Below are 14,592 nucleotides of genomic sequence, written 5' to 3' on the forward strand. Positions count from 1 at the left end.
GAATGCAAGTAAAAAAGTTTGAATATTTTATGAAAGTCATTTTCTTTATAAAAAGGAAATTCGCTTAGTGATTTCATTTCATTGAAAATAGATCCATTGTCTTTTTCTGAAAACAAAAAAAGCAGCGGCTATTCCTTAAGAAAGGAAGCCACTGCACAACAGCCGTTTTTCGATTTTAAATAACGTCTATTTTTTCTTTCTAACCCACAGGACACAGCCTACTCCGACTAACAAAACGACTCCAACGACTGGCAAAAACCAATTGACGGTCTCTCCCGTTTTTGGCAATGCTCGACTGTCCGAAGTAGCACTAGCTGCTTCTGTTTTGCTAGTTGTTGTTTGTTCCGACGAAGTGTTGGCAGCAGACGTATCAGAAGATTCGGTATTCCCCGTTACTTCAGAAGCTGCTGGGAGATAATGACCTTGGTTCACAGCGTAAATGATCCACCCAATCCGACCTGGAAACAATGTTTCTGAACCACTGGCAGCTACTTCTTCGTCTAAGTGTGACAAAATCGATGTCAACCATTCATCTGAAATTGGCTGTTCCGGAGAAATATAAACACCATTTGTTGGGTAAACAACTTGCAGATATGTTTTTAAGCGATCCAGTTCTGGAATCAACGCTGCAAAAGAAGAATAGCTGCTTGGATCAAAGGCTAGCTGCGGTTCAATCTTCTCCCAAGATAAGAGATGATCGATAAAAAGAGCACGAACGATCCGAGCAAAATAGCCGATATCCATTCCCATCACATCTTGGCTATATCGTAATGCTAATGTCTCTGCATCTTTTAATTGCTGATCGGTCAATTGATCCAACTCATCTTGCGTGAAAGCTGTCACACTTCCATCAGTGATGCCTCTAGTAAAAGCAGAGCGCAAATCACTTTGTTCTGTAATGGTTTCTGACTCAGGACTTGCTTGAACGCCTGTTTGAGCGACAATGGCTTCTACCACATCCTCGGGCTGTGTCGTCACGGATTCACTACTTTGTGCAGTGTCAGCGGTTGATTCCATTTCAGTATTCGAAACCGTCGCTTCTGTCGAAATGATTTCTTCAGTTGATTGCGTAGATTGAATCGTTTCTGATGAGTCCGTTGTTTCCTCTGCAATGGCAGTAATTGGTAAAAATAATAGACAGCTCATGAACCAGATACTCTTTTTCATTCCTCTACCTCCTCAGGATTCTCAGGCTTTCTTTGTAACACGAATGTAACACAATAGTAAATTATCCGCAATGTAAAAAGGCACTTCCTTAAGAAATTTAAAAGATATTCAATGTCTTCCGATGCACTCCGCTTCTTCCCTAACAAAAAATCCCGAACCACTTCAGATGATTCACATTAACAGAAGCATTAACGAGATCATCATTCAGCAGTACGGGACGAAGCGTTCTTAATCACCGAATGACACATGGGTAGAAAAAATTGTACCATTCGGATCTAGCTGTTTTTTACTTATTTGACTTGTACAGTCATCACAGGACTAGCACTTGTGACTGTTCCTTTAGCAGTCATGGTTTCTGAGATAACTTGTTCCATGTTGGTGAGTACCACAAGCATATCAGTTGCTTTATTGCTAGCTGCCAATTCTGCCAGATCAACTTCAGCAACTTGTGTAGCGGCAGTCACTTGTTGCCCTTCTTGGACGAGGATATTGAAAGGCTTGCCTTGTAGCTCAACGGTATCGACACCCATATGCAGCAGAATCTCAAGTCCATTTGGTGTCGTGATTCCAATGGCATGTTTGGTTGGGAAGATCGTTGTTACAGTTCCTGCAGCTGGTGCATAGATTTTTCCATTTGCAGGAGCTACATAATATCCGTCACCCATCATTTTTTGAGAAAAAACAGGATCCTTTGACTCTGTAATCGCATGAACGGTTCCTTCAGCAACTGCATATAGTTCAATGGTTTCAGGTGCTGCAGACGTTGCTGGTGTTGTAGCCGTCGTTGAAGTAGCCGCCGGTACTTCTTCATCAACAGCATTGACAGCAGCTAAACGGTCTTTAGGAATCCCAAAGAAGTAAGTAGCCACAAAGCCACCTGCATATCCTGCTAATAAACCAAAGACATAGCCTAACCAATGACCGTTTGCAATCAACGGAATCAAAGCTACTCCAGAAGGTCCAATGGCGGTAGCGCCGATATTCGACAATGCGCCGATAACCGCCCCACCGATTCCGCCTCCGATACATGCCGTAATAAATGGTCGGCCTAATGGCAGTGTTACACCGTAGATCAATGGTTCTCCAATACCTAAAATCCCTACTGGCAAAGCGCCTTTGATCATTTCAGAAAGTTCTTTATCTTTTCGCAGACGAATCCATAGGGCTAATGCCGCCCCTACTTGACCAGCGCCAGCCATTGCTAAGATTGGCAATAACTGTGTGCTGCCAGTTGCTTCGATCATTTGAATGTGGATCGGTGTCAAGATTTGATGTAGACCAAACATGACCATTGGCAAGAAGGTTGCTCCGAGAACAAAACCAGAGAATGCGCCGCCGACATTTAATACCCAATTAATTGAGCCAACCAAACTGTCTGAAATAAACCCAGCTAATGGCATGATCAAAAAGATCTCTGCCAAACCGATCGCTAACAAACACAAAGTTGGGGTAACGATGATATCAATGGCTTCAGGAATCACTCGGTGCAAAACAGTTTCCAGTTTAGCCAGCAACCAGACTGCAAAGATTACACCGATGATCCCTCCTTGTCCAGCTGCCAGAGGATCTCCTGTAAAGAGGTTGGTGATTGGGGCTTCTGGATTCATTCCAGTCAATAAGACGACCGACCCAATGACACCACCTAGCGTTGGGTTCGCTTTAAATACTTGAGCTGCATTGACACCTGTGAAGATCACTAAATAAGAAAACATCCCGTTTTTTAAGATATTTAAAATCATGACATAATAATTCCACGTGTCGCCATCGATTTTTCCTGCAGTGATCAAGTTCGTCATAACAGAAGCAATACCAGCAACGAGACCAGCACCGACAAACGCTGGGATCATTGGGACAAAAATATTCGAAATATCTTTCAATAATGACTTGATTGGTGATTGTTTTTGTTTCGCTTTTTGAGCAGCTTTCATTTCTGCTGCTTTCGCATTCACAGCCTCTTTTCCACTGGTGGCTGCCGCAGGAATTTCTTGCCCTAGATCAACACCCGCTTGTGCTGCCATGGCATTTGCTACTTTATTGACTTTTCCAGGACCGATGATCACTTGCAGTTGTTCATCGTCCACTACTCCTAAGACTCCGGGAATGTTTTGTAACCCTTGCTTGCTGACCTTGTTGTGATCACGGATCGTCATCCGTACTCGAGTCATACAATGAGTGACAGAGGCAACATTCTCGATACCGCCTGATTCTTGAAATATTTTTTCTGCTAGTTGTGTAACTGTCAGTTCTTCTTTTGCCATTGATTTTTTCCTCCTATCCTTCTAACGTTCCTTTAACGAACCCTTCTGATTGTACCAGCTTTGCAGCAGCTTCTTCTTTTTCACTATTGGTAAGCAGCATAACGATCGCTAACTTCACATTTTGATCGGCTTTTTCAAAGTAGTCCGCCGCCGTTTCATAATCTGCTTCGGTAGCTTGCATGATGATTCTCTTGGCCCGTTCAACAAGTTTGTCGTTCGTTGGTTTAACATCGACCATTAAATTATTGTACACTTTTCCGATGCCTACCATCGAAATCGTGGAAATCATGTTCAAAATCAATTTTTGAGCAGTCCCTGATTTCAATCGGGTAGAACCTGTCAGAAATTCTGGTCCGCAATCCACTTCGATCGGGAAGCTGGCATGTTTTGAAATTTCTGCTTGTTTGTTGCAGGCGATCGTTCCTGTGGTAGCCCCGATTTCATTTGCATAGTCTAGTGCTCCAATGACATAAGGTGTGCGGCCGCTAGCTGCGATCCCAATGACCATATCATTTTCCGTCAGCTTCAGGTCAATCAAGTCTTGACGCCCTAATTCAACAGAATCTTCTGCCCCCTCAACCGCTACAGTCATTGCTTCTTCACCGCCAGCAATCAAACCGATCACCATATCCGGTGAGACCCCAAAAGTAGGGACACATTCAGCGGCATCTAAAACTCCTAGTCGTCCGCTGGTACCAGCACCGAGATAGATCAATCGTCCCCCTTTTTTGAAAGATTGAATCGTTTGCTGAATTACTTTTTCAATGCTTGGCAATTCCTTTTCAACGGATTGAGCAACTTTCTGATCTTCGGCATTCATTTTCTGACAAGCCTCTGCCACAGTCATTTCATCCAAACCAAATGTTGCTTGATTTCGTCTTTCAGTCGTTAAGTTTTCTAAATTAATCATTGTCATTTCTCTCATCTCTTTCTATTTTGAATCGCATTCCTGCTTTGATTTGTTGGAGCAAGGGTAGATCTTCTTCAATCACTTGCGCAGCGACATTGACTTTGTCATCTGCGGGCAGGATTCGCTTACAAATTTGGATTTCCCCCATATAGCGCAAGTAATCTTGATTATCGATAGTCACAGCTCCGACAACCCGTTTTTGAGCAGTTTCTGGGGAAATCAATGGGACTTCAGCAAATCGGGCATTTGCACTGCGAATCACATCTCTTGCCTCATCTTGCCGGTTCTCATGCTCTCCTAAAATATGTTGATAATAGGCAGAACCAATATCCTTTGTGCGAAGAAGGACGGTCTGATCGGCTAGATAAGAACTGAATTGCTTCAAAGAAGCAGGGGTCACGATACCATCACCAATGTAGACAGCATCAACGGCACAATCCCTCAACAACTCCAGTGCTGCTGCGAAGGGGCTCATGCTGCGATGCGCTTCCAGTGTCGGCAATCCTTGGTAAAGAGGACCTCTTTTATTCGCATCCCCAGCAACAAAGGCCTGTACAAGAAAACCTTGTTGTTTCAACCACTGATTTTTGGCCTGAAACCATTCTTTGTCTAATCCCGTCTCCGGACGCGGATAGTAATTGTGCCACGCCTCTAGATTAGAAAAATCTGCCTGATAGGTGTTCAACTCGTTAATATCTTTTTCAGTCAATGTACTCGCATTTAAACTAATAGTTATTTTACGAGATAATTGAGCAATGGTCTGATTGTCGATCGCGTAATCCATTCGCAGCCCAGTGACTCCCCGATCCGTCAGTTCATTTAACTCTTTATAGGAAAATCCTGCTTTAGCCAATGCCTCTCCTGAAATATCTACCATTAATGACAACCGATTCTTTTTTGCTATTTCACCAAGTGTTGTCAATCGTTGGCGATAACTGGCGGCATCATCTTCTGGTATATGCATGGATGTAAAAATCCCAGAAAAACCTTGAAGCGCCATTTCTTCGATGGCATCGATGTCTGTGGTAGTCAAATCGGCATTCATAAATACTGAAAACCCAAACATTGTTGATTCCTCCTTGCTGGTACCGTTTTCTACAAAATGATTATACAACGGCCTGTTTGTTTTTGCAACTATATTTCATAATATATAATTATAAAAAGAAATATAATTTCATAACGGTGTATTTTTTAAGAAAAAGTTGTCCCTTAAACTTTCTAATGCGGTTCGGCCATTAGTTGTGGTACACTTTATAAGGAGTCAACGAGCGCGTAATTTTTACATAGTAGGAGGAATCACATCATCAATGATTACAATGGATGATATTATTCGCGAAGGCAACCCAACTTTGCGGGAAGTAGCAAAAGAAGTCCCCTTTCCATTAAGTGAAGCGGACATTCTATTAGGGAAAGACATGATGGAGTTTCTAGAAAATAGCCAAGACCCAGTGAAAGCCGAAGAATTGAATTTACGAGGCGGAGTCGGTTTAGCAGCACCTCAACTAGATATTTCTAAAAGAATCACTGCTGTTTTAGTTCCTAGTAGCGATCCTGAAAATCCAGAACCTGAATTTAAAGATGTGTTGTACAATCCTAAAATCTTAAGCCACTCCGTACAAGAGGCATGTTTAGGTGAAGGCGAAGGCTGTCTGTCTGTAGACCGGGAAGTACCAGGCTATGTCGTACGTCACGCCCGAATCACGATCAGCTATTATGACATGCAAGGCAAGAAGCAAAAAGTTCGTTTGAAGAACTATGCAGCTATCGTCGTGCAACATGAAATCGACCATTTGAATGGTGTCATGTTCTATGATCACATCAATGAAAAAAATCCTTTCTCATTAAATGAAGGAATTTTAGTGATCGATTAACGATTAGCAAACAAGAGCGCATTCCCAAGTGGGAATGCGCTCTTGTTTACTTTAGTTGTCATTCATTAGGATTAATTTCCCTTTGCCAAGCTGGCTTGATGGTCCGCTTTGATTTGAGACAACAATTCTGGCTTTTGATAAAGATCTAATGCAGTCAATGCGAGTAATTCCGCTGCGATCGCAATCGAGTTCAGTCCTTTGGTACTACGAGCAGCCGCTTTAAATTCCTCGGAGTGACCAGCAATGTATTCATCCGAAATTGAGACAGTTGGCTGGATCGTGGGGATCACTTGGCTGACGTTTCCTACATCTGAAGAGCCTAAACTTGCTTTTGTTTCCACATCGATCTCTGCTTGGGGAACGCCAACTTCCTGAGTATGGGCAAAGAATAGTTCATCAAAACTTGGTGTTACGATCACATCGTCGACTGAATTCTGGAAGAGTCCAAATTCATAAGTCGTTCCTGTTGCTAAAGCTGCTCCTTTAACGATATTCTCCACTTTCTCATAGACTTCATCTAGTGTCGCCCGATTGGCTGCTCGTAAATAAAAACGTCCAGCTGCATATTCTGGAACAACGTTCGCTGCCACACCACCATCAGTGATCACGCCATGAATGTTGACATCTTTCGGCAAATGAAGACGCAACCCATTGATCCCATTAAAAACTTGGATCAATGCCTCTAACGCATTAATGCCTTTCTCTGGTGCCGCTGCCGCATGGGATGCCCGACCATAAAATTTGATATCGACAGGATCATTAGCCAAAGATGCGGTGGTTTTGCCATAGCGATAAGCTGGATGCACGCACAATGCAGCATCGACATCCTCAAAAAATCCTGCACGCACAAAACTGCCCTTTGCTGAGCCATTTTCGCCCCCCTCTTCACCAGGAGTACCATAAACGCGGATTTCTCCTCCTAGTTCATCTACATAAGGTTGCAACGCACTAGCAGCCAATACAGAATAAGTTCCAAAGAGATTGTGCCCACAGGCATGACCGATGCCGGGCAGCGCATCATATTCTGCCAAAAAAGCTAATGTTGGTCCAGGTTTGCCGCTTTGATAACGGGCATCGAACCCTGTACGATGACCAGCCACTTCTTTTTCCACGATGAATCCTTCTTTTTCTAATTGGGCAATCAGCGCATCTGCAGAATAAAATTCATAGTTGCTGACTTCTGGATGATCATGAATATCCAAAGCTAGTTCTTGGTATTCCGGTAAGCGTTGTGCGATAAATTCTTTAATAGAAGTTTTTACAGTTGTTGTCATATGATTTCTCTCCCTTTAATATGGATAATAAGTATGAATAGTCAGTGGTCTCACAGCTCCTGCCTCAGAAAGGTAGGCATTCTTGCTATACTCTTCTTTACTTCGCGCCAAATGTCTCCCAGGCTGGAACGCTAGAACCTTTCGATGTTTCTTCGATAACTTTCTTTGTTTCGTCCGTTTGATAAGCAGCAACAACTTTTTGATACACTTCGTTGTCTTGATCTTCTTTACGCGCAGCAATGATGTTCACGTATGGGCGAGCCGTTTCATCTACAGGCTCTAAGAAGATCGCATCTTCTGTCGGAACAAAGCCAGCATCCACAGCCATTCCGCTATTGATTACTGAAATATCAACATCTGACAATGCGCGGGCAGTTTGGGCAGCATCTAACTCAGAGATTTTCAACTTTTGTTTGTTTTCAGTGATATCCGAAACGGTCGGCGTCTGGCCTGCTGCTTCATCAACTTTGATCAAGCCAGCGCTTTGTAGTAACAACAACGCACGGCCGCCATTGGTGACGTCATTTGGAATTGCTACTGTCGCGCCTTCTTTCAATTCCTTGATATCTTTCACCTTGTCTGAATAAATTCCTAGCGGCGCATTGACTGTATTGCCGATAGAAACAAGATCCGTTCCAAACTCTTTATTGTAATTGTCTAAAAAGAACTGGTGTTGAAAGGAATTTATATCGATAGAACCATCTGCCAACGCCGCATTCGGTTGATTATAATCAGAAAATTGAACATATTCTAAGTTGATACCTTCATCTTTCAAACGATCTTTGACATCATCCCAAACATCCGTGTCGGCACCGATCACTCCAAGTTTGACGGTTACTTCTTTCTCTTTTGTTCCAGCATTGCTATTGCTGCACCCAGTAATAAATAATAATGCCGCACCTACCACGATTGCTTTAAGTAATTTTTTCATTTTCTTCCTCCAATAGTTTCTACTTAATTTTATTTGTTTTTTTTGCCCTTTTTAGTGGCTGACTTTTTTAACCAACAGATTGCTGACAAATTGACTAAAAAAGACCAAAATTAAAATGATCAGTGTCGCCATGATGGTGACGTCGTTTTGGAAACGATTATAGCCGCGGGTGATCGCCAAGTTCCCTAAACCGCCAGCACCAACTGCACCAGCCATTGCGGTCAGTCCAATCACATTGATGATCGTTAAAGCAGAGACGCGAATGATCCCAGCCAACCCTTCGGGTAAATAGACCCGCACAATAATTCCCAATGGACTGGTTCCCATTGCTTCTGCCGCTTCAATAACCCCAGGATCAACTTCTAATAGGGCAATTTCGATTTGACGAGCAAAGAAAGGAATGATCCCTGCAATCAATGGAACCAAAGCAGCTGTTTCCCCAATCGTTGTTCCTACGATCAAACGAGTCGTCGTTCCTAACAAAGCCAATAGGATAATAAAAGGAATGGAACGTACGATGTTGATGATTTTATCCAAAAGTTCAAATAATCCGCGGCTTTCCAAAATACCTCCTGGTCGGGTCACGACAAGAACAATGCCCAAAATGATTCCTAAAATCCCTGCAATCAGTGCTGTCCAAAAGGTCATGTATAATGTTTGGATCGTTGCTTCTACAAATTCATCAGAGATAGCAACGACATTGGGAAAATACCGTTCAAAAAAAGTGCTCATCTAAAATCCTCCTTCAATCACGTTATTCAATGGTTCCGCGTGATTTTGCTTAATGATATTCGTGTAAACACCTTGATCCGCGAGAAAATCTAATGCTCGTTTACGCTGCCCATATTCCCCTGATAAACTAACGATCAAACTACCGATGGGAACATCTTGCAGAATCTCTACGTTTCCGTAGAGGATATTCGTCGTTACTTGATAACGACTAAACAATTGTGCGATCAATGGTTCATTGGTCTGATCCCCAACATAAGACAGTTCCACCAGCCATTCGTTGGCAGCCAATGAGGAGAATTTCGCACTGCCGAGAATCGTTTCCAGCGCTTGATCAATATGAGTAGCAGTCCGAATAAAGTCTTTTGTCAGCGGTTTTGCCGGCTGGCTAAAAATTTGAACACTCTTTCCTTGTTCAATGATCTCGCCATTTTCCATTACAGCGACTTTATTACAGATTTCTTTCACCACTTGCATCTCATGAGTGATAATGACGATCGTCAACCCTAATTTACGATTGAGTTTTTTCAATAATGCAAGTATCTGTAATGTTGTCTTAGGATCAAGTGCGCTAGTCGCCTCATCGCAGAGCAAGATCTCTGGGTCGTTGGCTAATGCTCGTGCGATGGCGACTCGCTGCTTTTGTCCCCCTGAAAGTTGACTAGGAAACGACCTTGCCTTTTCTTCCAGTCCAACCAAGGACAGCAATTCTGTCACTTTTTGACGACGTTCCTGTTTGGAGATTCCTGCATATTTCAAGGAAAAATCCACGTTGTCAAAGACATTCCGGCTATCCATCAAATTGAAATGCTGAAAGATCATTCCGATCGTTTTCCTTTTTTCTCTTAATGCTTTAGCCGGTAATGCGGTCAATTCAGTCTGATTGACTACGACACTCCCTGACGTTGGACGCTGCAATAAATTGATTACGCGTACCAGGGTACTTTTACCCGCGCCGGAGTAGCCGACGATCCCATAAACATCGCCTTTATCTACTTCTAGTGACACATTTTTGACCGCTTGGACCGTTTCCTTGTTTGGTTGTGTGAATGTCACCGATACATCCTTTAATGAAATCATTTTTTTCCTCCTTATTATCGCCGATTGATTAACTAGTTGATTTTTGGGGTGATCAACTACACTCCCTCCGGTCGCCTAGTACTGTTCATCATCTGCTCTGGTCTTTGACCAATCGCAGTGATTCACAGCAAAAAGGCGTCCTCAAGCAAGCCATAACTGGCTTGCTTGAGGACGCCTTTTTGCGTGTTACCACCTCAGTTTAAGCTATATTCACATATAGCTCCTCTTCGAGTACGATCATACTCTAGCAAGATAACGGATGCTGCCGTCGCCGCCTTGCATCATTGCTCGGGACGAATCACTCCTTGGCCATTTTCCAAAATTCGTTTCCTGCTTCTTTTCAGCTACCGAAGCTCTCTGTTTAGGAACATTCCTTTTGTACTTACCAATTCATCGTGTTGACTCTATTTTTTTATGCCGCTTTTTATTTTCAAAGATCGATGAAAACAAAAAAAGTCCTTTTACCAGCATCTGCTGATAAAAGGACGATCACTCGTGTTACCACCTTTTGTTCAGAAGGTTTCCCTTCCCTCAACCCAACGTCTATCAAGAAAATTCCATCAAGAGATTGGTGCTCCTTTTAACGGTAGAGCAGATTCCGTGATTGCCTACTTATCGTCAATCAATCCTCCAAGGCCATTTTTCAACGTTTCAGACTTAACTCTTTCCACCAACCAGAGTCTCTCTTTAAAGTATCTACGATTACTTTCCTTATCAACGGATAGTTATTCTTGTTGAAATGTACTTTACCGGAAAAAGGATACCTTGTCAATCAGAAAACTATTTTTTTTCAGAATTTTTTGGCAATGCTAGAATCTGGGCATAGCGATCTTGCCAGATCCGCTCATACCAATGAATGATTTCAGCAGCTGACCAGCCTTCGGATGCATAAGTAGTCGTTGCTTGCTGATACAACACATTCTGATACCCTAATCCATGGGCAAATTTGATCGTGCCATCCATACAAAATTCAGTCTGCGCACCGATCCATTCGATGCTGCGAACATGGTGCTTTGTCAACAAGGACTGTAAGGAGGTATTGAAAAAGCTATTCGCATGAGTCTTGCGCAAAAACAAGTCGGTTGCTTGCACAGCCAAATCTGGATGTAAGAGCCATTCATCTGTTTGGTAGCCGAGTTCTTCTTCCTCATGCTGCACAAATAAAACGGGGCGTTGTGCATGACGGTAAGTTTGGATCCGCTGGTTGGCAAACAACAGCAGCGAATCGAGATGATCCAGTTTGGTGCCATTGTTTGAACACACGCCTTTTTGTAAATCAACGATGATCAGAATATCTTGCATCCACTTCTCCTTTAGTTTTGGTATAAGATTCCTTTATCAGCCAACAATTGCTTTGCTTGCTCTAACTCTGCTGCTTCTTGGTAGCGTAACGTATGGAGATGGATCCCATTGGTCAAATCAGAAAGCAGGCGGGCTTGTGAATGCTGGTATTTTCGCATAAAGTCTGCGACATCTTGTTCCGTTTTGATCCGCAGATTCCCTGTTAATTCCCCATAAATCTCATGTTCAACGATCACATCAATCACTTCGATTCCGCAAGAGACAAATGTCAACAATTCTTCTTCTGTTTGTTCCGGACGGTGTTGCACAGCAAGTTTGCTGACATGACCTGTCTCACTTGCAGCTTCTAAGCGGTAACCGCGAGCGGTAGCCACGATAGCCTCTCCTGCTGCTCGCAACAAGGCAATGTCACCAACGATGATTTGGCGGCTGACACCTAACTCTCCCGCTAATTTACTAGCACTGATCGGTTTCTCGGCGGCCTGCAGCTGCTTGATGATTGCTTCCCGTCGTGTTGCTCCATCCATCATTATCCCTCCAATTGATTCTTTTGATAAGTGCGAGAATGTTCCATGATCGACTCAAAGGTTGCGACAATCGTTTCTTCGAAGGCTTTATTGGAAACGGACTGGCGAACATTGTTCAAAACAGCTTCTTCCCGAGATTCATCCAGAACTGCTGTCTGTTCCTGTTTTTTCCATTGGACGATTTCACTGACTGCTGTCATGCGTTTTTCTAATAATTCTGTCAGTTCTCGATCAATCGCATCGATCGTCTCCCGTTGATGATCGATAGCAGCAACGACTTCTGTCGTGCTTTTAGTTGCGGGAGCGACATCTTTTGCAATCTCTTCGATGGTCTCACCAGATTCAATGGTTTTGATGATCCGAGCTGGATTTCCAGCGATCACCACGTCATCAGGGAACGATTTAGTCACGACACTTCCCGCACCCACGACCACGTTATCACCTAAACGAACACCTGGAAGGATAACTGCACCGCCACCGATCCAAGCATTGTCGCCAACTGTAATTGGTGCGCCATACTCAAGGCCACTATTACGCTTGACTGGATGCAATGGATGAGAAGCTGTAAAGAGACGAACATTTGGTGCTAGCATACAGTTATCACCAAAGGTAATGGGACAAACATCTAAAAAGATACAATCATAATTGGCATAGAAATTTTTTCCAACTGAAATATTATAGCCGTAATCAAAGCGGACATTCGGTTCGATATAGATACGGCCAGCCACTTGACCAAATGTCTCTTTTAGCAGTTGTTCTTTGATCATCGGTTCGGATTCCCGATTGATCAAGTGCATTTGTTCTCTGGCAAATTTGCGATCGGCAACTAATTCTGGATCTGGTGAAAAATACAATTCACCAGCAATCATTTTTTCTTTTTCTGTACGTTCTGTCATAATGTGCCTCCATACTCCTTTTCAATTTTAGTGTGAGAGTTTTGCAAAAACTGTTTCCCCACTTGCTAAAACTTGAGGAGTCGTATTTTGTTCAAGCATTGTTTGGTTGATGATCAAGCAATTCTGGCTATTTTGATACTGCAACAAACCAGCAAAAGGATAGACTTGTAATGAGGTGCCTACCACGACCACTAGCTGTGCATTGGCAACAGCGTTGATAGCTGCAGTAATTGTTTCTTCGCTGAAACCTTCTTCATACAAGACGATCGCTGGACGAATCTGTCCACCGCAATCGGCATGATGCCAGTCTGTCAAATAGGTTTGCCAAGGAACTTCTGCACCGCATTGACGGCAGTAACAGCGGTAAAGGGTCCCGTGGAAATCAATACGCTGCTGACTCCCCGCCTGTTGATGGAGGCCATCAATGTTTTGCGAGACTACCCAAACGTTCCGTTCTTGAGCGAACTCTGCCATCGTCTGATGGATCACATTGGGCTTTGCTTCAGGATGGTAGAGATGTTTGACAAATTGATAAAATTTATCCGGCTCTCTGACCATACAAGTATGACTCAACAGATATTCTGGCGCTTCAATGCCATGATAAATCCCTTTCAAAGAGCGGTAATCCGGAATACCGGAAGGGGTTGAAACGCCCGCTCCTGTCAAAAAAGTGATAGACTCGGCAGCTTGAATCTTTTCGACAGCTGTTTCAATCGATACTAACATTTTGCTGAACTCCTTCCGTGATTGTTCTACTTTTTAATAGTATACCTAATTTCCCCATTTTTTATAACCATCATCCGCGATTTTTCACAAACCTTCCCTTGAGAAAGCCTCAACAGGAAGGAAATCTTCACTTGGAATTTTCAGCTCATTTCATTGATTCTTTCATGACATTCTACAAAAAACGTGGTAAACTATTCACGAATCAAAGTGAGGTGAAATACATTGGTAGCATCTATTATTTATTGGGCAATGATCATCATCAGTTTCGGCTGGTTGGCAGTTAGCTTATACTTCTCTATTTTCTATTTATCTCGTAAAGAAAATGGAAATCTATGGGCGTTTGCTTTCTTAAATGTCATCACAGCAATCATTCAAGCACTCGTTCTATTGGTTTATCGTACATTAGGTCAAGACTGGGGCGTTACACAATACTCAAGTCTCATTTATTTAGCTCTAGGCTTATTACTAGGTCTGACAGTTATTCAAGCTGTCTTAGGCCGCGAACCAAAAGCCAAAGTTGCTTAAAGTAGCCGAAAGTAAAGAAAAGCAGTTCCCTTTTCCAAAGAAAAGAGACTGCTTTTTTTGTTGAAAAGAATTGACAAATCCACCTTTTTCTTCTACACTCGATTAAGTATCATAATCAAATACGAGTATCCTTTAACATTTAGGTAGAGGTCGCGAGGTTCATTAATCCTGCTGAGTGAAGCAACACGTCAAAAGCAGAGCTAGGGAACATCGCCGAAACAAAATGATTCTTGCTTGAATTATTTTGTTGGGACGCAAGTGAACAACTTGCGTACTGTCTTAGCTTGGCTAAGTTGCGCTATGTTTTGTGAAAGGTTTGTCGACGAAATTGTCAACAGCCGTTTTCCAATCATGGAGTACGGCTGTTTTTTTGTTACCTTTGCCTGTCTGTAGTGC

The 14,592-nt window shown here is 42.8% G+C and carries 14 protein-coding genes, 1 riboswitch and 2 other annotated features; of the genes, 2 read left to right on the top strand and 12 right to left on the bottom strand.

Going from position 1 to position 14,592, the window contains the following annotated elements:
- Positions 1 to 186: 186 nt before the first annotated feature.
- From FE005_RS02575 to FE005_RS02590, 4 genes are all read right to left on the bottom strand, one after another.
- Positions 187 to 1,167 (bottom strand): LPXTG cell wall anchor domain-containing protein, encoded by a 981-nt coding sequence (locus FE005_RS02575; protein ID WP_138371281.1) that lies wholly within the window; start codon positions 1,165 to 1,167, stop codon positions 187 to 189.
- A gap of 290 nt (positions 1,168 to 1,457) precedes the next feature.
- Complete coding sequence (locus tag FE005_RS02580; protein ID WP_113849125.1) at positions 1,458 to 3,425, bottom strand: glucose PTS transporter subunit IIA; 1,968 nt, start codon at positions 3,423 to 3,425, stop codon at positions 1,458 to 1,460.
- Between the two features lie 13 nt (positions 3,426 to 3,438).
- Complete coding sequence (murQ, locus tag FE005_RS02585) at positions 3,439 to 4,341, bottom strand: N-acetylmuramic acid 6-phosphate etherase (RefSeq protein WP_005470111.1); 903 nt, start codon at positions 4,339 to 4,341, stop codon at positions 3,439 to 3,441.
- Positions 4,328 to 5,401, bottom strand: coding sequence for a DUF871 domain-containing protein (locus FE005_RS02590; RefSeq protein WP_060813224.1), 1,074 nt, complete (start codon positions 5,399 to 5,401; stop codon positions 4,328 to 4,330). The genes murQ and FE005_RS02590 overlap by 14 nt, the downstream gene beginning before the upstream one ends.
- A gap of 241 nt (positions 5,402 to 5,642) precedes the next feature.
- Between FE005_RS02590 and def the strand changes: the two genes are divergently transcribed.
- The gene (gene def, locus FE005_RS02595) at positions 5,643 to 6,206 is read left to right on the top strand and encodes a peptide deformylase (RefSeq protein WP_113849124.1); all 564 of its coding nucleotides are present in this window, start codon (positions 5,643 to 5,645) and stop codon (positions 6,204 to 6,206) included.
- Positions 6,207 to 6,277: 71 nt separating this feature from the next.
- Here def and FE005_RS02600 read toward each other — a convergent pair whose 3' ends face one another.
- The 8 genes from FE005_RS02600 to FE005_RS02635 form a co-directional block, all read right to left on the bottom strand.
- Positions 6,278 to 7,480, bottom strand: coding sequence for a M20 family metallopeptidase (locus FE005_RS02600; protein ID WP_113849123.1), 1,203 nt, complete (start codon positions 7,478 to 7,480; stop codon positions 6,278 to 6,280).
- A gap of 97 nt (positions 7,481 to 7,577) precedes the next feature.
- Positions 7,578 to 8,411: a MetQ/NlpA family ABC transporter substrate-binding protein gene (locus FE005_RS02605; protein ID WP_103300770.1), complete on the bottom strand. Its 834-nt coding sequence runs from the start codon at positions 8,409 to 8,411 to the stop codon at positions 7,578 to 7,580.
- A gap of 51 nt (positions 8,412 to 8,462) precedes the next feature.
- On the bottom strand, positions 8,463 to 9,143 hold the full coding sequence (locus FE005_RS02610; RefSeq protein ID WP_003128135.1) for a methionine ABC transporter permease: 681 nt from the start codon (positions 9,141 to 9,143) through the stop codon (positions 8,463 to 8,465).
- Positions 9,144 to 10,220, bottom strand: coding sequence for a methionine ABC transporter ATP-binding protein (locus tag FE005_RS02615; protein WP_060813227.1), 1,077 nt, complete (start codon positions 10,218 to 10,220; stop codon positions 9,144 to 9,146).
- A gap of 164 nt (positions 10,221 to 10,384) precedes the next feature.
- Positions 10,385 to 10,623, bottom strand: a binding site (T-box leader).
- Between the two features lie 75 nt (positions 10,624 to 10,698).
- Positions 10,699 to 10,947, bottom strand: a binding site (T-box leader).
- Positions 10,948 to 11,000: 53 nt separating this feature from the next.
- A complete protein-coding gene (locus FE005_RS02620; protein WP_003128133.1) occupies positions 11,001 to 11,522 on the bottom strand; it encodes an isochorismatase family protein in 522 nt (173 codons plus the stop codon).
- A gap of 11 nt (positions 11,523 to 11,533) precedes the next feature.
- Complete coding sequence (locus FE005_RS02625) at positions 11,534 to 12,052, bottom strand: transcription repressor NadR (protein WP_060813229.1); 519 nt, start codon at positions 12,050 to 12,052, stop codon at positions 11,534 to 11,536.
- Positions 12,052 to 12,945, bottom strand: coding sequence for a chorismate mutase (locus FE005_RS02630; protein WP_103300767.1), 894 nt, complete (start codon positions 12,943 to 12,945; stop codon positions 12,052 to 12,054). The genes FE005_RS02625 and FE005_RS02630 overlap by 1 nt, the downstream gene beginning before the upstream one ends.
- Before the next feature lie 27 nt (positions 12,946 to 12,972).
- Positions 12,973 to 13,671: an NAD-dependent protein deacylase gene (locus FE005_RS02635; RefSeq protein WP_003128130.1), complete on the bottom strand. Its 699-nt coding sequence runs from the start codon at positions 13,669 to 13,671 to the stop codon at positions 12,973 to 12,975.
- A gap of 222 nt (positions 13,672 to 13,893) precedes the next feature.
- On the opposite strand from FE005_RS02635, the gene FE005_RS02640 reads away from it, so the two are divergent.
- On the top strand, positions 13,894 to 14,196 hold the full coding sequence (locus tag FE005_RS02640) for a hypothetical protein (RefSeq protein WP_003128127.1): 303 nt from the start codon (positions 13,894 to 13,896) through the stop codon (positions 14,194 to 14,196).
- Between the two features lie 136 nt (positions 14,197 to 14,332).
- Positions 14,333 to 14,505: riboswitch (Lysine riboswitch) on the top strand.
- Positions 14,506 to 14,592 lie beyond the last annotated feature (87 nt).

The organism is Enterococcus sp. M190262 (genome assembly GCF_005843965.1).
Classification (GTDB): Bacteria; Bacillota; Bacilli; order Lactobacillales; family Enterococcaceae; genus Enterococcus_D; species Enterococcus_D gallinarum.